Consider the following 18,648-nt stretch of genomic DNA (forward strand, 5'->3'; position numbering starts at 1 on the left):
GCCGGGCAGACCGACCGGTACGTCTGGGCGGTCGAAAACTTGCAGTGCCGGTTGCGACTGGCGCCGTTGACCTGCGTCCCCCCAACGAAGGAGCACCAGGATCACTATTTCCCAGGACTGGCGGCGGGCAATCTGGATTGCGCTCGATCCGGCATGCCTGGAAACAACTTGTTTGCGCGACAGGTGGTATCCCTACCCTGCAGAGCCCGTTTCAGCGGGTAGTTCTTCGACAATGCCAGCTTCAACACGCGCAGCCGTGCGACGGTAGGCCTCGGTTATGTAGTCCTCGAAATCTTGTACACTGATCCGCCAGAGTCCCCGGGCACCTATCTGTAACCCCCGCAGTTCTCCGCTTTTCAGTAATGCCCGGACTTGAGGAAGGCCGACACTAAGTTCTTCAGCGACCTGTTCGATAGTCATAAAGCGGACTGCAGGCTTGTTCGGTGAGGGCATAGCCCAATCGTATGCGGGCAACGGCTTAGTGACTGAAGGATCGAGGTCTCGGTTCCGGTTCCGGATGAAAGTACCAAATATGCCACTGGTCATTTACGACCCAGTAGGGTGTGAGGATGTCTGATTGTTCGATGCAAAGCGCGGGGCTATTCCGGCGTCGAAAATTTGCTACCCGTGGCGGGTAATAAGCGGCAGGCGCCTGACCCTGAATGGCTTCAGATGTACCGGCAGGGCATCACGACTCCGAAAATCGCTGCGGCCGCTGGTGTGGCGGAAACTACCGTTCGCTATCACCTTGCTATCGCTGCCAGGCTGGAGCCTTCCATCAGGGACGAACACCGCAATGCCGTCCCCGCCTGTCCACGGATCACATCCGCGGGGCGGCAGAATCTGGCAGACATCCTCGACCTCTACAACGCAGAGGGCCGGCTCCCCACCACCGCGGGTTCCTCAGCCCGGGAACGGGCATTGGGCGTCTGGCTTCATCGCCGACGGCAAGAAGCGGCGCAGGGGGTCCTCTCCCCCATCTACAAGGAAGCCCTCGATGCCATCCCGGGGTGGCACTATCCATCGACGAAGAAGACCGATGACGAGGCGCGCTGGAAGCAGCGCCTGGCCGAGGTGGCCGACTACTTGGCTGGCGGTAACGACTGGCCCCGGCACAACAAAACCGACATTAAGGAAGAACGGGTCCTGGGCGTGTGGCTCCACGTCCAGCGCATAAACCACCGGGCGGGCCGGCTGGACTCAGCGAAAGAAGCCCAACTGAACGCTGTGATCCCCGGCTGGCGGCACGGCCGCACCAAAGGCCGCCGGCCCCGATCAGAGGCAAAGCACCACGCCACACCTTGAGCCAGGCCCTGGAAGGAAGCGGCTAAATCCTTAAATTCCGAAGGCCCCGATTCCTCCGGGGCCTTCTAACCAGTAGCCGAAGCATCTGGGGGTGGCGCCCACTCTATCAACACCGGGCCACCCGTTGTGTGAGGTGACGGAATTCGGGCTTCGTTCCCGGCCAAGAGGTGGTTCCGGGCCGCGTGTCTATGACTCCCAGCTGCGGTGCCCGCCTAGGGTCAAGGGCATGGAGAGGGAAAAATCCGGCGAGTTGGAAGGGCAGACGTCGGTCAACGACTTGCTCGACGAGCCGATCGGAGCCACTCCCATCCAGATGGCGCTGCCCATCCTCGTGCAGATGCGGCCAGGTGACTTCAGGCACCTGTCCTGAACCCACCCCGGCCGCTGACGGCACCAACTTTCCACACCCCCTGCCCAAGGAGGGCCGGGTCCCCCGGTGACACCCCTCGCCGCTCGGCCGGGCGGGTTGTGCCCACGGGGGTCAGGCGAAGCCCTCCGCACAGCTCAGAGCTGGGCGGTTTTTCTGTGCAACCCGCCTCGGTTTTTGTCTCCCGAGGAACCTGCCGGGCACGAATGTCCGGGCCCTGGAGTACACTGACTGACTCGAACATATATTCGATAAAGGGTGTGTTGTGGGCATTGTTGACGTTCCCCGTGTGATAAAGGCGGGAGTGTCGTTGTTGTCGGTGCTGGCCTCTCCAGTGCCGGTGGCTGCGGGGTTCCCGTCGCCGGCGCAGGACTACTTGGATGGCCGGATCGATCTGAACGCGCACCTGATCAAGGACATCACCAGCACCTATGTGGTGCGGGTGTCCGGGGAATCCATGGAAGGTGCCGGGATCAGTGATGGGGATGAATCGTGAACCGGGCACTGGAACCACATGACGGATGTGTGGTGGTTGCTGTCCTGGACGGGGAGCTGACGATCAAGCGGCTGCGGATCAGCCCGACAGGGATGCTGCTGCAGGCGGAAAACCCGGCATACCCGGAGATCGAGGTCCCGGCACTGTCTGACCTGACCATCTGGGGCGTAGCGACCAGGTGTTTACAGCATGTCTAAGCCTGCCCCCATGAGGCACATGCCGCAGATCGCGCACGTGGACGTGAACTGCTTCTATGCCTCCGCGGAGCGGGCGTTCGACCCTTCCCTGGAAGGCAAGCCCGTGATCGTGCTGTCCAACAATGACGGCTGCGCTGTCACCCGCTCCCCCGAGGCCAAAGCCCTCGGCATCGGCATGGGTGAGCCGTGGTTCAAGCTCGCCCCGCGGGCGAAGGAATGGGGTCTGGTGGCACTGTCCAGCAACTACGAGCTGTACGGGGACATCAGCGCCCGCGTGATGGAGCTGCTGGGCCGGTACTCGGCCTGGCTGGAGGTCTACAGCATCGACGAAGCCTTCCTCGGCGTCAAAGGCACCTCGGCCGAGCTGGCGACGATGGGCCGGTCCATGAAAGCGGCCGTCCGGCGGCACGTCGGGGTGCCGGTCTGTGTCGGGATCGCACCGACAAAGACGCTGGCGAAGCTAGCCAACAAATGGGCGAAGAACAACAAAGCCTTTGCCGGGGTGTGCCACTGGGATTCCGTCCCCGCCGCTGAGCGGGAGGCCCTGCTGGGCCGGCTGTCCGTCGAGGAAGTGTGGGGCATCGCCGGACGGCTCACCAAGCGGCTGAACGTGATGGGCATCTTCACCATCGCCGACCTGGTCCGGGCCGACCCGGTCGCGATCCGGGACAAGTTCTCGGTCGTGATGATGCGTACCGTCTTGGAACTGCAGGGAACCCCCTGCATCCCCATGGAAGAAGAACGGATCGGGCGGGATCAGCTGATCTTCTCCCGCTCGTTCGCCAAGCCCATCACCACGGCCGCGGGGATCCGGCAGGTCATGAGTGTGTATGGGCAACAGGCCTCGGCGCGGCTGGCCAAACACGGGCTGCAGGCCAAAGTCCTCACCGCGTTCGCCGGCACCTCCCACTTCAACCCCAACGACACCTCCTACCCCTCCGTCTGCATTCCACTGCCGATGCCCACCGCTGACCCGGTGATCCTGACCAAGGCAGGCCACGCGCTCCTGCCCCGTATTGTCGAGGGCGTCCGGTACGCCCGGGCAGGGATCATGGTCACCGACCTGCGCCCCACCGGCAACCAGGCACCCCTGTCACTGTTCGAGAACCCGCACGAAGAACGCCACATCGGCGCCCTGCTGGAAGACGTCACCCGCCGGTACGGGCGCGGCTCCATCGGCCTGGGCCACGGCGGGATCCGGGGCGGGCCGGACTGGACCATGAAACGCGACATGCTCTCCCCCAGATACACCACCCACTGGGACGAACTCCCCCTCGTCAAAGCCGCCTAACCACCACCCAGCACCACCAAGGAACGAACCCTCATGACCGTCACCACAGAATCCCCCACCCTTAACGCATCGGTGGACGTCCGCTTCACCGCCGCAGGCACTCCCCTGGCCGTCCGCTACGACGGGCGCGTCTGGGCTGTGACCGAAGAACCTGTCCACTGGTTTACCAGGGACCCATGGTGGAAAACCCGAAGGAACGTGCCCGTAGGAGTCGGGAACGTCGTAGACATCGAACACTGGCGGATACAGGTCCGCCACACGTCGGACTCGCCGCTGCGGACCTTTGAACTGCGCCGCGATCCCCTCTCCGAGAGGTGGCTGCTGGAATCCATCACCGAAGGTTGACGCCCACCCTCCAAGCAGGGCAGCTGCGGGCAGGGACCCAGCGCTTAAATTCCGAAGGCCCCGATTGCTCGGGGCCTTCTAACCAGCGGCCGAAGCCAACTGGGGATGTAGGCATCATCCTACCAACACGCATGGCCCCCTGCCCTTTGTAGTCGCGGGTACCCGCCAGCCCGGCTGTGCGTAGTCTGAGGCTATGGGACCGACAATCCAGTCTGGGGCGGGGCTGCCGACAGGCCTGGTACCTCCAGTACAAGTCGCACTCGCACGGGCCATCACCAAAATGCCACGCGGTGACGCAGCCCACGGAACTCTACTGTTTGAACCCAAATGGGACGGGTATAGATGTGTTGCAGTCAGGGATGACCACGGCGCCACACTATGGTCCCGGCAAGGGAAAGAATTGACCGGGTATTTCCCTGAACTCTGCTCAGCGGTCGCTGCGGCCGTCCCACCGGGATGCGTGATCGACGGCGAAGCCGTGATCTGGAGCCAGGGACGGCTGAACTTCGACGCCCTGCAGCAACGCCTGGGCGCAGGACCAAAAACCCTGCCCGGGCTGGTCACGGCAGCCCCTGCCAACTACGTTGCCTTCGATGCCCTGGCCGTGGCCGGGCACGACGCAAGGGATCTGCCGCTGAGCGACCGCAGAGCGCTCCTGGAAGAACTCGCCACGGGCTGGGAACCACCGTTGTCCCTCTCCCCCACCACCACCGACCGCAGTGTTGCCGAACAGTGGCTCGAAGACCTGCCCCATACCGGGATCGAAGGGCTGGTCATCAAGGGGACTAACCAGCCATACACGCCCGGCGTCCGTTCCTGGTTGAAGCTCAAGCACAGGGAAACCCTGGACATCATCTGCGGCGCAGTGATCGGCCCGACCATCCAACCCTCCGAGGTCGTCGCCGGTCTCATCCTGGACGGCGAGCTGCGAATCGTCGGGCGCTCCACACCACTGAAGACGAGGGAAAGCCGGGAACTGGCCCGTTGGCTGCAGCCCCCGAATGGTCAGCATCCTTGGCCAGCCATTGTGAAAGGCACGGCCCTGGACAGATTCAACCGGGACAAGAAACCCGTGGCGCTGACACTCGTGGAACCCGTGGTTCTGGAGGTCTCCGCCGACACCGCATGGTCCGGAAGGTCCTTCCGGCATCCACTGCGGCTACTCAGGGCTCGGCCGGAGCTATCCCCTGCAGACGTTGTCCTGCCGGACCGGCTTCAGGCTGGTTAGCGGTCCGTGCGGATGGTTATGAGGTTTTGGCCCTCTACCAGAAGCGCGCGTAGCGATTCTACCTGGCTTCTTCGTAGGTGTCCCCTCGGCCTCGATGTGGTTGTAGGTGCCGTCCGGGTTGGTAATGGTGCCGGTGAGTATCACCGCACGAGTCTATTCGCCCGCAGCCTCAGCGGGCTCGATGAGCTCCGGCCCGTTGTTGCGGACGCTGTTGACCAAGGGCGGACGATCCGTGCGAACGAGCGGGACCGGCGTCTCTTCCCAATGTAATGTTACTGATACAGCCGTAAGCGACATGAAAACTGGGTAGGCATGACAGTACCAACAGCGATTTCTGCAAGTTCTAGAACGACGGCGCGGATCGTCTGGGAAACTGCCGATAAGTTTCTTCGCGATGTGGTCGAGGAAGAAGATTACGGTGACTACATTCTGCCGTTCACGGTCCTACGGCGCTTGGAGTGCATGCTGGCCGGCTCCAAAAAAGAGGTCGTGCAGTTCGTCCAGTCGCTCGGTGAGTTACCTCCCCACTTCATTGATATCGCAGTCAAGGACCGGTTCGGCCTGAGCTTTTTCAACACCTCTCCGCTGGATCTGGCGACCATCGCATCTGTAGACGACAACGTTGATAAGTCGGTGTTGAACTACGTCTCAGGGTTTTCCGACAACGTCGCTGATATCTGGACCGCCTTCGAGTTCCCCAGGCGTGTTGCAACATTGGCCTCCGCGAACCGTTTGCACTCAGTCATAAAGCACTTTTCCACCCTCGACTTAAACCCCGGCCACTTCGCCGATACCGCAATGGGTGACATCTTCGAGGACGTCATGTACCGGGCCTTCAACAAAAAGGGCAAGGCCGCCGGTAATTTCTATACTCCGCGCGACGCGATTCGACTGATGGTAGACATCTTGTTTGCAGCTGACGAGGACTCCTTAGTCGGTGAGAATACTTTGCGTTCAATTTACGATCCGACGGCAGGATCCGGCGGCATGCTGCTCGTCGCACAAAGTGCCCTGCGAGACCTTAACCCAGACGTAAAGGTCACACTCTATGGGCAGGAACTTATGCCCTCTGCCTACGCGCTGGGTAAGGCGGATTTGCTCATCCAGGGCGGTCGTCCGGATGCCATTAAGCAGGGCAACACCCTCGTTACTGACCTCTACGAAGGACAGACTTTTGACTACGTGCTGTCGAACCCGCCATTCGGCAAGGACTGGTCTGCTGAAGAGGACCAAAAAGCTGTCCGCAAACAGGCGAAAGTTCCAGGCTCCCGATTCAGCCATGGTCTGCCTGGTACCAGCGACGGGCAGATGCTGTTCCTTGCACACTGCGCCTCGAAGCTGAGCCCCGGAGGAAAGACAGGCCACGGCGGACGCGCTGCCGTGGTATCGAACGCCTCGCCCCTTTTTGCTAGTGATCCTGGGCCCAATGCCATACGCGAGTGGCTGTTGCATGAGGATCTGATTGACGCCATCGTTGCTCTGCCTGTGAACATGTTTTACGGCACAGGCATCGCCACCTATGTCTGGTTCCTGGACGCGGAAAAAGAACCACACCGCAAGGGCAAGATCCAACTCATCGATGCTTCCGGGCATTGGGACCCGATAAAGCCCATGGGCGAGAAGCGCCGCGAGATGACCGAACCGAAACGCGAGGACATAGTGAAGGCCTACAAGGCCTTCACAGACTCCCCAATATCGCGCATCCTCGAACCAGGGGACTTCATGTTTCGCGACGTCCCGGTCTACCGGCAAGCCCGCCTCGCCACGCGTTATAGCGACCAGGCAGTGGACGCACTGCGAAGCCGACGCGACTTCACCGACGAGCATGTTCCATTGCTCAAATCACTGGATGGCACCAGCTGGAATGACCTTCCTGCGACCTTCCCGAAGGCAGCCAAGGCAGCGGGACTAAAGGCTCCCATCGGTCTTTTGGACGCCGTGATGAAAGCTATGGCTGCGCCTGACGAGACTGCGCCGCCTGCTACGGACCGTAAAGGGAATCCGGTGCTCGATAACGGCTGGAAGATGACCGAGCGTGTCTCGATGAACGAAGACATAACCGAGCATATGGAACGTGAAGTACTCCCGTTTGCGCCCGAAGCGCAATGGGACGATTCCAAGGCGAAGAAGGGCAACGAGATCCCGTTCACGCGTCTTTTCTACGTCCCAGAGGAACCCCGTCCCTTGGCTGAGATCGATGCCGAAGTGCAATCACTCATGAATGAGCTGTCCGAGATGTTCGCAGCGGTGAGGGACGAATGACCGAAACTGCCGAGGTTGCCCTCCAGTACCTCGTACGGTTTCGAAGCGGGCAAGATTACAAGCACGTTGTTGATGATGAGGGAACGGTTCCAGTAATCGGGTCAGGAGGACCCTTTGCGACTGCCTCCTCACACCTGTACGACGGTGAGTCAGTCTTGTTCGGCAGGAAGGGAACCATTGACAAGCCGCTGCACGTCAAAGGCCGGTTCTGGACCGTAGACACTATGTTCTATACGGAGCTGAGCGACGCTATCGACGGGAGATGGCTTTACTACTGGGCTACGACAATCCCTTATGGGCTGTATTCCACAGACACTGCAATCCCAAGCATGACGAGTTCAGCGCTCGGACGACTGAAGGTGCCCCTCTTCCCGACAGCTACCCAGCAACGCATAGCCGAATACTTGGATTGTGAAACCGGCAAAGTCGACGCGATGCTCCGCAAGCTTGGTAATTTAGCTGAGCGTCTCCGTTGGCGTCGGGCGACTGCCGGATCCAGGCTGTTTTCAATGGGCTTAGAGAACGTGAAGCTGAAGTGGCTCATGGACGAGGTGGACATTCGCGCAGGCGAGGCGAATAGAGAGCTGCCGCTGCTCTCCGTCTCCATTCACCATGGCGTTCAGTTACGAGAAGAATCCACGTCCAATCAGAGAGCGGGTGCCGACCTGGCTAGTTACAAGGTCGCACGGGCTGGCGACATCGTGTTGAACCGCATGCGCGCCTTCCAAGGGGGCCTCGGACAGGTGCATGTAGATGGGTTGGTAAGCCCTGACTATTCAGTACTGAGACCTCATAGCTGCCTCAGTCCTGCTTGGGCGGAACATGCTATGCGTTCCCCAGAGTTTATTGGCTATATGTCCCAAAGGCTGAGGGGGATCGGATCCGTGGATCAAGGCAACGTCCGCACCCCTCGCATTAATGTTCGTGATCTGCTGGATCTCGCGATCCCATTCACGCCCCCCGAAGAGCAATACGGCCTGACGAGCCACCTTGACGAGGTCATCGCTGAGATTGACGCCATGCTCGCCAAAGTCCTAAGGCTGAGAGAGCTACTCACCGAACACAAGTCCGCGCTCATCACTGACGTGATAACCGGCAAAAAGGAAATCGCATGAGCCATGCGCAGCTGATGGAGCTGGAGTTCGAGGACAATCTTTGCGCCGAGCTCTCCGAGCAAGACTGGGTCTACGAGGACGACGGAAAACCGGTTGACTGGGACGTCGCTCTGGCCTTAGTGCCCGGTGATGTGCTGCGCTGGCTGCACCTGCAGTACCCGGACGAGTATATAAAGGCTGTGCCCGATGACCTGGTCAACGGGGCGAAGGAAGCTGCGGAGCGTAAGCTCGTGGAGCACCTCACCAAGGAACTGGCCAAAACTACGAGGATGGATCCGACCACCGGCCACCCGATCGGTGGGCTGCTGGGCGTGCTGAGACGAGGCTTCAACTTCGCTCAAATAGGACGCCCCACGGCCAAATTCGGTCCCATGATGGCATTCCCGCCCGCAAACCCAAACCTGACCGAGGTCCTCGAAGCTTCCGATGCTGTGCGCCTGCGTATCCTGCGACAGGTGCGCTTCGACACCGGGACAAACGAGACCATCGATGTCGTGCTGTCGGCCAACGGGATACCGGTAGTGACGATGGAAATTAAGACCGACAACACCCAGACGGTTAACCATGCTATCCGTCAGTACAAGCAGGACCGCAAGCCGGGGAAGGCCCGCGCACTACTGGCCCCCGGACGTGCACTCGTTCACTTCGCCGTTTCCAACGACCTGGTCTACATGACTACGAAGCTCCAGGGGGAGGACACAGTCTTCCTGCCCTTCAACCAGGGTAATGAAGGGCACGAAGGCAACCCGCCGTCAGACGGGTCTTCCACGAACTACCTCTGGCGGTCCATCCTCGCCCGGCCGACCTTTATGCGCATCCTTAAGGACTTCGCACTCTGGGAACCGAGCAAGACTGGTAAAAAAGACGAGGGTCGACTCGTGTTTCCGCGCTTCCATCAGCTACGCGCCGTCGAGCGCGTGGTGGGCGACATCGAGACCCACGGTCCTGGCGGCCGCTACCTGATATGGCACTCCGCGGGCTCCGGCAAGACCAAGACCATCGCGTGGCTGAGCCACCGCCTAATTCGTCACATGAGCTTCGACGCCAAGTCGACCTTCGACTCCGTCATCGTCGTCACCGACCGCACGGTTCTTGACGAGAACATCCGCCACGACATGAACCTGGTCCAGTCCAGTCGAGGACTGGTCTTCACGGTCGGTGAAAAGTCCGGGGCGAAATCACCGCAGCTGAAGAAGGCGCTGCTGGAGGGTGACCACATCATCACCTGCACGTTGCAGACGTTCCCCGAGTTGATGAAGCTCATAGAGGACACAAGCGAACTTCGCGGTAGACGTTGGGCGGTCGTTGCGGACGAGGCGCATTCGTCGCAGTCCGGTTCGGGGGCGCGCAATCTCAAGGAACTGCTGGCCGACGTGGACCTCGACGACGACGAGGACATCAGCGCTGACGACTTGTTGCAGGTCAAAGACTCGGCCATCGCCGCGTCCAGCAACATCACGTTCATCGCCCTGACGGCTACTCCGAAGGCAAAGACGCTGCGACTGTTCGGGACTGAGCGCGACGGCCGTTGGGAAGCCTTCGATACCTACACGATGGCCCAAGCTATAGAAGAGGGCTTCATCCTTGACGTGCTGTCCAACTACTCAACGTACGACATGTTCCTCAGGGTCAAGAACGAGCTAGACGCCGAAACTGAGATCCAGGTCAACACGGGTGAAGCGGTGACCAATATCGTCCGCTACGCACGCCTGCACCCGACTGCGATCGCTCAGAAGGTAAGGGTTGTCGTGGAACACTTCCGCCGCAACGTTGCGCATATGCTCTCAGGCACAGCAAAGGCCATGGTTGTCACCAGCTCGCGCATCGAGGCTTATCACTGGTCCACGAAGATGAACGAGTACATCGCAAACCAGGGCTATTCCGACCTGCGCACCCTCGTCGCATTCTCAGGCACTCTCACACCCGACGGGACTGACGGGGTGACCGAAGCGGGATTGAACCAGCGCAGCGACACCGCCAAGTCATTCCGTGAAGAAGACGAGTATAGGGTTCTCATCGTTGCCAACAAGTTCCAAACGGGATTTGACGAGCCGCGTCTGATGGCGATGTATGTCGATAAGAAGCTTTCCGGGGTTGCAACTGTCCAAACGCTCTCGCGTCTTAACCGGACATACCCCGGCAAGCCGGCGCCGATGGTGGTGGACTTCCGAAACTCCCCTCAGAACGTCCAAGCTGACTTCAAGGTCTACTACTCGGATGCACATGTAAATGGAGACGTTGATCCCAATGCGCTGTACACCATTGCAGACCGGCTGGACACCGCCGACATCTACACCTTGGACGAGATGAACACGGTCGCGAAGGCTTACTTAGAAGACCAGGGCGGAGAAGCACTTCAGAAGTCACTCGGGCTGATCAAGAACCGCTGGAATGGGCAGTGGCAGCAAGCAAAGGTTAAGAAGGACAAACCCAAGCGTGAGTTACTTGAGGGCTTCCGGGCCGACGTGATCGGCTACCGAAATGCCTGGCAGTTCCTTAGTCAGATTGTCGACTACCAGGACCCGGACCTCCACCGTCGCGCCATTCTGACGACTCTTTTGGCTAGGAATCTGCATGTCGATGGCAGACAGCACGACGACAGCTACTTAGAGGGCGTGCAACTCTCCGGTGTGAAGTTCACCCCGTCGGCTATCAGCGAGGACCACTCGTTGACAGAGGGCGGCGACGGGGCGATAAGGCTGCCTGAGTTTGAGGGCGAACACAGGTCGGGGGGCTCGCCAATCCGGGGGCCACTCGACGAAGCGATCGACCGCGTCAACGAAATGTTCCAGTCCAAGGGCGTCGAGGTGAATTCAGCAAGCGTTTCTGGTTTCATCACCACCTACTGGGGGTTCCTGGACTCAAACACGGAGGCCGTATCGATGGCCAAGAATAACAGCGCAGCCCAGCTCAAAGCTTCCGAGAGCTTCGGCGGCGCGGTCGGGTTAGCGATGCTCAAGGCATGCCAGGAGTCGCAGGAAATCCAGTCGTATTTGGCAGATCCAGAATTTTTGGCGGAAATCACGAAGATCAGCGCTGATGCCTTGCACGCGGAGCACAACACCGCCCCCTCGTCAGACAATTCCTTGGAGCCATGAGAGCGATGAAGGAGAAGTCGCATACGGATGCAGGCCTCGCTGAAGCTATTCGAGAGGCTCGACATCAGCGAGGCTGGTCGCAGGAAACCCTCGCCGAACAGGCCGGGGTCTCGCGACCTACCATCGCTCGTGTAGAAGCGGGGAACGATATCTCAACCGCGACCCTTTCCAAGGTCGCAGAGGCACTTGGGCTCACGTTCAAGGTGGAATCTTTGTAGCAAGACAACCTTCGAGTATGGATTTGAGCCAGGCAACGAGGCCGGTGTTTCATCACAGGATCGTTTTGCAGCAACTGTATCGCTGGAGCGCGGCCGTCAATCAGGTTCCTGTTGACGGTCGATCACCCAGGGACGGTGATGCTCGCCTGGAACGAATCCTAAATCGGACGGCCGGAACCGCCCGACGGGAACACGCTGAATGTTTTCACCGATCGATTGGGCGAAACGCTCATTCAGCTTCCGCACGGCGACGTTGTCGTCGAGGGTGGCCATAGCGATGTTGCGTTGCGGCTGCCAGCGGCTGGCCGCGCTAAGGAGCGCGAGCCCCACCCCTCGTCGCCGCGCGCAGGGAACTACTGCAACTAGCTGAATGAACAGCGGGTCTGAATTAGTTCGACCCGCGAGCACACAACAAAAGCCGACAGGATAATCAGCGATCTCTGCCAGCAAGACGAGCTGCTGCCCAATCTTCGACACGTTGTACTCGACAGACTGAATGTAGGTTGACTCGCAGTCTGCCTGAATCCATCGCATCCATCGACCATCCTGCGCCGTCTTCTCCGCCTTGCGGATCAAGACCTCCGAAGATGGCAAAGCCTCTAGCCCTTGCTTCCATGCGCCGAACCCTGGTTCATGATACGGGGAGGAGGGATTGAACATATCCGAACACTATCAACGACGAATGCCCGCTCCGGGATCTGTCTGAGCGGGTAGCATCTGGTCACCTCTCAACTTGCGCCCGTAAGCCGGTCAATCACCGCGCCGACGGAGCCTGACGGTTCGTTCCACGTAGTTACTGGCCGAGGGCCGTGTACGTAAAACCCGCACTGTGACATGCACGATGATGGGGGGATCACTGCAACTATGTTCCCTATGACTGAGACGAAGATAGGCTACGCCCGCGTCTGAACGAACAATCAGAGATGGTTGCCGAGTTTAAGGCCGACCTGACCCGGATGCGCACCCGTGACGGAATAGCGGTAGGCCAGGCAAAGGGCGGCTGAAAGGCAAACAGCCCAAATTATCCAAGACCCAGCGCAAGCAGCTCCTGATGCTGCACGACGCCGGGGAGCACACGCAAGCTGTATTCGCGAAGCTGTTTCGCGTATCCCGGACCACGGTGTACCGCGAGCCCAACGGCACTCCGCCTGAAAACCAATGAGGCACTTATTGCTCCGAGCGCACCTTTGGATCGTAAACACCGGTGTCCTGAATTCATGACGCACCGCGAAGGGTGAGTGTTTACATCAGCCCTTTTTTCTTCAGTTCGCCTACAAAACTGTCAATCATCCTCACCAGCTTTCCGGAACCCATGTCGGGGTTCCAGTCTGCAACCAAGACATTTTCTTCAAACCCTCGCTTCAACTGCCTAGAAGAAGATATTGCTAGTACGGGACGCCCCGTCCGCCGGAGCATAGAGATACGCTTCTTAGCTTCCACCGGGTCGCGGGGTAACGCGATGACGTTAATTTTGCCGCTAAGACGTCGCACCGTGATCTGGTCACTAGGGCTTATGACCTTGCGAAAGTCCACTCCTCTTTCATGCAGGGCATCCGCAATTTGCTGTTTTAGAACATAAACCTCAGCGTCTCTTGAACTGCTAGAAGTTCCTTCGGTAGTTTCCACATATTCAAGTGCCGCTTCAAAAAGACGCTGACTTTCTCTAGTGCCCCATCGCAGACCTGCGTCCCGTGCGGTGCGAACTGGCGCCTTCCCGGTATCCTTTTCCGACACATTGGTGGGAACTTGCGCGTCCAAATCAACCGGCTCATTGTTCGGAACCTGCACCTGCACCTCAACCTGCTCATCCGAGGGAACCTGCACCTGCACCGCAACCTGCTCATCCGAGGGAACCTGCACCTGCACCGCAACCTGCTCATCCGAGGGAACCTGCACCTGCACCGCAACCTGCTCATCAACTGACGTATCTTCAGGTTCGTCGGACAGTTCCCGAATTACGAGCGACATAAAGTTTGAACACGCCTTTTTTTGAAGGTCAGACACTGCCTCGACTTCCAATTGCCGCAGGAGAACCATGGCAAACTCTTCCGAAATGGCGTTACCCTTATTTTCGGCTTTGGAGGGGAAAGCCCGTTCTGTAATCCACTCGTATCTTTCCCACCAGTTTTCTTGATGATCCTTTTCTTTCGTGTGCCGCAATTGCGCGAAGATGACAGCGGCGGTAATCGCGGCTGCGGAGAGAGCTGCGACACCTCCCACTGCTGGGCTCACAAAAAGCCTGCCTAAGTATGACTGCACCCGTTGCTCAGTTTGCTGAATGACGAAGGCCTTCATGGTTTGGTCGCCGATGCTAAATATAACGGCTGCGGATAAAATGAGGACGGCTCCCAGAGCGATGCTCACAACGATACTTATCCACTCCTTACCAAGGATTTCAAGGATCCCCCGGAGCTCGCTCCTTACGCGGTGTCCTTTGTCCATGGCAATTTCGGCCTTTAGCGATTTTGTTTTGTCCCTGATCCGAACTGCTTCAGTCTTCAGGGCATCCAATTGACGCTTCTTGTCAACGTCATCGCTGCCTGTCTGCTTAGTAGCGCTGCGAGCCAGAAGAGACTCCGCTTCATTCTCCAAGGTGGGTCCTCCAGCTTCGCGCTCCATGCTCAGCACCGCATTGTCCTTAGTATTAAACTAGATGCAGCGGTAATGCTGGGGCATATCCCGCCTTAGCCAGTTCAACTCCGTGGTCGGCGTCCCGTTGGCGGGGTTGTCCGGGCTGCCGCGGCTGGGTCGCCGCGGCAGCCCCGGCGGGGGCACGGTAGTGAGCCGTTGCGGGAAGACCACTAATCAGCTTTTGCATGGAAGGGAGCGGACCACAGGCAACATCAATGAACGGAAGGTATCCGGTCCGTTGCCTTGGCCTTAGCGGTTGGTGCGGTCGTCCGTCGTCGAGTTTGATGTTCTCCTTGCGGACTTCCTCGCCGACTGTGCGTTCGTCGGTCACGGTTTCCTTATCCAGGCGGACTCGTTCGTCGGGGACGGTTTTCCTTTTCCACGACGGGGCATTCCTCGTGGAGGATGAATTCGTGCTCTACCGCGCTGATGTCGGGACCGGGCATGGCCGGCGCCGCGGTTCTCTTCGGTGATGGTTTCGCGTTCGAGGCGAACCTCCGCAGCGCTCACTGATGCTCACTTCGCTGCCTCATCTATGGATCCGTTATTACGACGGGCTGAGCACTCGTCATGATTTCCGTGGCGTCCGCCTTCCCGGCGGTTCAGGGAGCCATTGCCGTCTCAGCAATATGTCTCACCTGGGCTTTCTCAACAACAGGGATAGTGGCCTTTGATGAGCTATCGGGCAAAGGTTTGGGGAGCAAAGGATATGCCAGGATTAGCATCGCTGACCGGAATTCGTGAGGTTGCGAGGACCTGGGTGCGACCCTACCGTGGAAGTCAGACACCCTCTTAAAAGGTCATATCTGACCTATTCCTGAGTATTCACCGCAAGAGACATAACGTCCTTCATTGGATGTGCCAGGTAGGCTCGCCACATGACCGATATGCCATCTCAGCCTGCAGTAGTAGCTGCGCAAAGTTTCATCTCCGGCACCATGAGTCCAGCTGAGGCTTTGCTCTTACATCTCGAAATTGGCAAGCGAATGCGCGTCCGGTACCAAGACGGTGAGGGAAACCACTTCCACATGGCCAGCAATGCCTCTTGGACAGGCGGGCTGACTGAAACGTTGGCGGGCTTGCTGTTTGCTGAGGCTCGCACGGCTGAGTGGGAGCCGACACATGGCGATTACCACCAAGCGGTTCTACATAAAACGGCTGCTGGAGGGGGCGTTGAGCTAAAAGAAGTAAGTGCTTGGCGGGAGAAGCCCATTAAAAATAGGAGAGGGTACGGACGAATTAGCGATGTCGATCTTTTCGTACCCAAAAATGGGCTGTTGAGCGGATATTGGCGGCAGTTTCAGCGCGACGCGCCCCCGACCTTCCATCACCTCTTGGCAACGCAGCATGAAGCCTTCGGTTGCCAGGTAAAGATGCGGCTGGATTGGCTCGATGTCCCCGATGACGGACATGATGCGCTTCACTGGTCTTATTTTGTCGAGCCGGGCACTTACGAGTTGGAGGACTTTATCGCGCAGCCTCGGTGGGTACCTCGACCTGTCGATCTCTTTCTCGTCGTCAAGTTTTCAGTCAACGATGAACGGATCACGGCCCGAGCCCGCCTTTTTGATCGCGTGTCTATCCAGGAGCAGATCCTTCTGAGTGTACAAAAGCGCCTTGACAGTGGCCGCCTGACGCTGGCGTTTGGCTCACAAAGATTTTCAGTCGGTGAATGCATGGCGTTGCCAAAGCGAGCGGGCGCAGACGTGTCCGACGCCTTTACTGCGCTGATCCAGCTGCCCGTGCTGGGTCCTTGGAACTAGCCAAAGTCAAGAGCGTTTCTCTTTGGTGCCTCGGCCACGGCTGCTGCCGGGATCCATCGGTAGAGGGTGGGCACAGAGACCCCTAGGGTGTCGGCGACCTCCCTGGGTGGTGTTCCCTGGTTGAGGAGCTTTCGGGCTGAACGGATCTTGGCATCCGTCATGATGCGTTTGCGGCCGCCGACCCGTCCTTGTTCGCGTGCGGCCTGCAGTCCGGCCTGCGTACGTTCGACCATGAGTTCCCGTTCCATCTGGGCCAGGGAAGCCACAACATTGAAAAAGAAGCCTCCGGAGGCCGTCGTGGTGTCGATCACATCGGTGAGGCTGACGAACCCTACGCCGCGGTCGTTCAGCCCGCCGGCGACGTCCAGGAGGTCCTTCACGCTCCAGCCCAGGCGGTCCAGTTTCCACCACCAAGGTGTCACCTTCGCGCAGGTTGTCCAGCGCCTGGTCGAGGCCCGGGCGTTGGGGCTTGGTGCCGCTGACATGTCTTTATAGATTTTGTCGCATCCGGTCTTCTGCAGGGCGTCGCACTGAAGCTCCAGGTTTTGGTCCCGGGTGGAAACCCGGGCGTAGCCGATGCGGTGCGTGACCATGCGGCGTTCTCTTCTCAAAACTCGGTTCGGTGTCTTAGTTCGCCTGTACCGATTCGAGAACCATTTGTGAGAACCGGGGCTGGGCCGCCGCTTTTTCTTCATTGCGCCAATTTTCCGCGGCAGGACTCGCGCCACTTCGATGGACGATCGGCCCCGGGATTCTCGATTCGACGCTTTCTCGGAATCCTTCGTTTTCGAGAATCGTTAATCAGGCATTAGGCCCCTGATCCAACCTCGGAGCAGGACCGGAGGACCACCCGCCGGACTACCTCCTCAACCGCATTGAGGGCGGAAAGCTGAGCGCTGTACGTGAGCTAACTTAAGCCGCTAGGCAGAGAGGTATGACCTGTCGAGGTCCTCTTGCCACCGTCCGGATCTGCACAAGAGCGGGTGGCGCGAAAGTCCTTCAACTGTGCTCGGCATAGCATAGTCTTGGCGCGATCGGGTGAACTCGTACCGAGGAGGGTTACATGGGAAAGCATAGAGGTGAGCCTCCCAACCCCTTCCTCGCTGTGCTCGGCGTCCTCTGTCTTCTGGTGGCTGGGGCTGGCCTCCTCCTTGAACGCTCGGAAGCTCTCGCTGGCGGCTTCCTTGTTGGGGGGATCTTCTTGTGTGTCGCCGGAGTGATGGCCCCACGCCTGGAGGGCGGTCAGAAGGTGGGCCTGACCGGAGCTGAGTTCAACCTTGCCAGGCTCCCAGAGATCATCGAGGCTGAGATCGAAGTAAAGACTGAACGATTGGCCGAGATCGAGGACGTGATCTAAATGAACGACCGACGAGTGCCAGGCGCCTCAATTGCTAACGGGCGTCGACGACCGGTGATGCTCAGCAGCGTCGCTGAAGGTAATTTCGCCAACCTTGAAGAGTCGGCGAAGAGGCCGCTGAGTGCCGGACTGCAGAGTCTTGCAGCAGGGTCGCTGGATGGCCAGCCCTTGGTGAAAGGACCCCTCGGTGAACAGGGATACAAGTATTTCGTGGCAGGCGGCTGGCGTGCCCTATACCGGGAGATGTCCCCGGATGAGCTAATAAATCAAGGCTTCGAGGAGCGTTTTGCACGGGAGGGAGGCATCTTCGTCGTGGATATCCTTCCTATCCTTCCTACCAACGACCGCCGTGTACCCGGTGCCCAGAAGGGCGAGTACGTCTGGGTCTGTCCGCGGGATAAGGCGGTGAAGCTTCGAGGAACCCGAAGGCCAGAATGTCCGAAGCACAAAGGCGAGATGATGGTTCCCCTCAAGGGCGCTGATCGTTAGGCGTCTTGCGTCGCAATTTCGCGAGCCAACGTCTACCTGTCTGGGCAGGCGCCTCATGGCCAGATTGCGAATCCACCTCGCGCACGAACTCCGCGATAGCAACGAGAAGAGACCCGTAGTATCGCGCGTTTGCGCCGCGACCCGGTAAAGACTAAGTGCCGCCACAAAAGCGACGATCACCGACATAACGGTGTAGGGCACGTGCATGGAGTCGAACCGGAGGCAGCAATGAGACCGGACGATTGCCACCAGAAACATGGAGCAGTATAGGTTTAGTCGTCCACGCTGCTCGTCGTGCGACGATTGCAATGATGGTGGCAGAAGGAACGGGCCGTCATGTGGCACCGCCGGTGCGACATTCAAGCGACAACAGAACGCCACCAATTATCGTCACAGTTCAAAACACCGGCTCGGTGCGAACACCACGATTCTCAGATCAACCTGCTCTTGAAATCCATCGTTATGTAGAAGGGCCAGGGCCGGGCG

At 59.2% G+C, this 18,648-nt stretch carries 17 protein-coding genes and 2 pseudogenes; 14 read left to right on the forward strand and 5 right to left on the reverse strand.

Annotated features, from left to right (window positions below):
• Window positions 1-192: 192 nt before the first annotated feature.
• Window positions 193-420 carry a helix-turn-helix domain-containing protein gene (locus tag AC5RV1_RS15700; protein WP_493995191.1) on the reverse strand — a complete coding sequence of 76 codons (228 nt, stop codon included), beginning with the start codon at window positions 418-420 and terminating at the stop codon, window positions 193-195.
• Window positions 421-627: 207 nt separating this feature from the next.
• Between AC5RV1_RS15700 and AC5RV1_RS15705 the strand changes: the two genes are divergently transcribed.
• The 10 genes and pseudogenes from AC5RV1_RS15705 to AC5RV1_RS15750 all read left to right on the forward strand — a co-directional run bounded on the left by AC5RV1_RS15705 (window position 628) and on the right by AC5RV1_RS15750 (window position 11,922).
• A complete protein-coding gene (locus AC5RV1_RS15705; protein WP_493995192.1) occupies window positions 628-1,305 on the forward strand; it encodes a Helicase associated domain protein in 678 nt (225 codons plus the stop codon).
• Window positions 1,306-1,531: 226 nt separating this feature from the next.
• Window positions 1,532-1,675 carry a hypothetical protein gene (locus AC5RV1_RS15710; RefSeq protein WP_493995193.1) on the forward strand — a complete coding sequence of 48 codons (144 nt, stop codon included), beginning with the start codon at window positions 1,532-1,534 and terminating at the stop codon, window positions 1,673-1,675.
• Window positions 1,676-1,976: 301 nt separating this feature from the next.
• A pseudogene (locus AC5RV1_RS15715) lies at window positions 1,977-2,365 on the forward strand (LexA family protein).
• Between the two features lie 10 nt (window positions 2,366-2,375).
• Window positions 2,376-3,656, forward strand: a complete 1,281-nt coding sequence (locus AC5RV1_RS15720; RefSeq protein WP_493995194.1) for a Y-family DNA polymerase — start codon at window positions 2,376-2,378, stop codon at window positions 3,654-3,656.
• A 33-nt stretch (window positions 3,657-3,689) separates the two neighbouring features.
• Entirely contained in the window at window positions 3,690-4,001 is a 312-nt protein-coding gene (locus AC5RV1_RS15725; protein ID WP_493995195.1) for a hypothetical protein, read from the forward strand.
• Window positions 4,002-4,281: 280 nt separating this feature from the next.
• Entirely contained in the window at window positions 4,282-5,229 is a 948-nt protein-coding gene (locus tag AC5RV1_RS15730) for an ATP-dependent DNA ligase (RefSeq protein ID WP_493995196.1), read from the forward strand.
• A gap of 312 nt (window positions 5,230-5,541) precedes the next feature.
• Window positions 5,542-7,491: a type I restriction-modification system subunit M gene (locus AC5RV1_RS15735; protein ID WP_493995197.1), complete on the forward strand. Its 1,950-nt coding sequence runs from the start codon at window positions 5,542-5,544 to the stop codon at window positions 7,489-7,491.
• A complete protein-coding gene (locus AC5RV1_RS15740) occupies window positions 7,488-8,606 on the forward strand; it encodes a restriction endonuclease subunit S (RefSeq protein WP_493995198.1) in 1,119 nt (372 codons plus the stop codon). Before AC5RV1_RS15735 ends, AC5RV1_RS15740 begins: the two co-directional genes overlap by 4 nt.
• Window positions 8,603-11,704: a type I restriction endonuclease subunit R gene (locus AC5RV1_RS15745; RefSeq protein WP_493995199.1), complete on the forward strand. Its 3,102-nt coding sequence runs from the start codon at window positions 8,603-8,605 to the stop codon at window positions 11,702-11,704. Before AC5RV1_RS15740 ends, AC5RV1_RS15745 begins: the two co-directional genes overlap by 4 nt.
• 5 nt (window positions 11,705-11,709) lie before the next feature.
• Entirely contained in the window at window positions 11,710-11,922 is a 213-nt protein-coding gene (locus AC5RV1_RS15750) for a helix-turn-helix domain-containing protein (RefSeq protein WP_493995229.1), read from the forward strand.
• A 96-nt stretch (window positions 11,923-12,018) separates the two neighbouring features.
• Here the strand turns inward: AC5RV1_RS15750 and AC5RV1_RS15755 are convergent, their stop codons facing one another.
• A complete protein-coding gene (locus tag AC5RV1_RS15755; protein WP_493995200.1) occupies window positions 12,019-12,582 on the reverse strand; it encodes a GNAT family N-acetyltransferase in 564 nt (187 codons plus the stop codon).
• 391 nt (window positions 12,583-12,973) lie between these two features.
• On the opposite strand from AC5RV1_RS15755, the gene AC5RV1_RS15760 reads away from it, so the two are divergent.
• Complete coding sequence (locus AC5RV1_RS15760; RefSeq protein ID WP_493995201.1) at window positions 12,974-13,084, forward strand: hypothetical protein; 111 nt, start codon at window positions 12,974-12,976, stop codon at window positions 13,082-13,084.
• Window positions 13,085-13,164: 80 nt separating this feature from the next.
• On the opposite strand, the gene AC5RV1_RS15765 is transcribed toward AC5RV1_RS15760, so the two are convergent.
• Window positions 13,165-14,550, reverse strand: a complete 1,386-nt coding sequence (locus AC5RV1_RS15765) for a hypothetical protein (RefSeq protein ID WP_493995202.1) — start codon at window positions 14,548-14,550, stop codon at window positions 13,165-13,167.
• A 277-nt stretch (window positions 14,551-14,827) separates the two neighbouring features.
• Window positions 14,828-15,063 (reverse strand): annotated as a pseudogene (locus AC5RV1_RS15770) (DUF2382 domain-containing protein); the annotation flags it as partial.
• 368 nt (window positions 15,064-15,431) lie between these two features.
• Between AC5RV1_RS15770 and AC5RV1_RS15775 the strand changes: the two are divergent.
• A complete protein-coding gene (locus tag AC5RV1_RS15775) occupies window positions 15,432-16,316 on the forward strand; it encodes a hypothetical protein (RefSeq protein WP_493995203.1) in 885 nt (294 codons plus the stop codon).
• On the opposite strand, the gene AC5RV1_RS15780 is transcribed toward AC5RV1_RS15775, so the two are convergent.
• Complete coding sequence (locus AC5RV1_RS15780; protein WP_493995204.1) at window positions 16,313-16,909, reverse strand: recombinase family protein; 597 nt, start codon at window positions 16,907-16,909, stop codon at window positions 16,313-16,315. The genes AC5RV1_RS15775 and AC5RV1_RS15780 overlap by 4 nt on opposite strands.
• Window positions 16,910-17,379: 470 nt before the next feature.
• Between AC5RV1_RS15780 and AC5RV1_RS15785 the strand changes: the two genes are divergently transcribed.
• Complete coding sequence (locus tag AC5RV1_RS15785; RefSeq protein WP_493995205.1) at window positions 17,380-17,673, forward strand: hypothetical protein; 294 nt, start codon at window positions 17,380-17,382, stop codon at window positions 17,671-17,673.
• On the forward strand, window positions 17,674-18,162 hold the full coding sequence (locus tag AC5RV1_RS15790; RefSeq protein ID WP_493995206.1) for a hypothetical protein: 489 nt from the start codon (window positions 17,674-17,676) through the stop codon (window positions 18,160-18,162). It begins immediately after the preceding gene.
• Window positions 18,163-18,648 lie beyond the last annotated feature (486 nt).

This window comes from Arthrobacter sp. Hb9-2 (assembly GCF_059091165.1).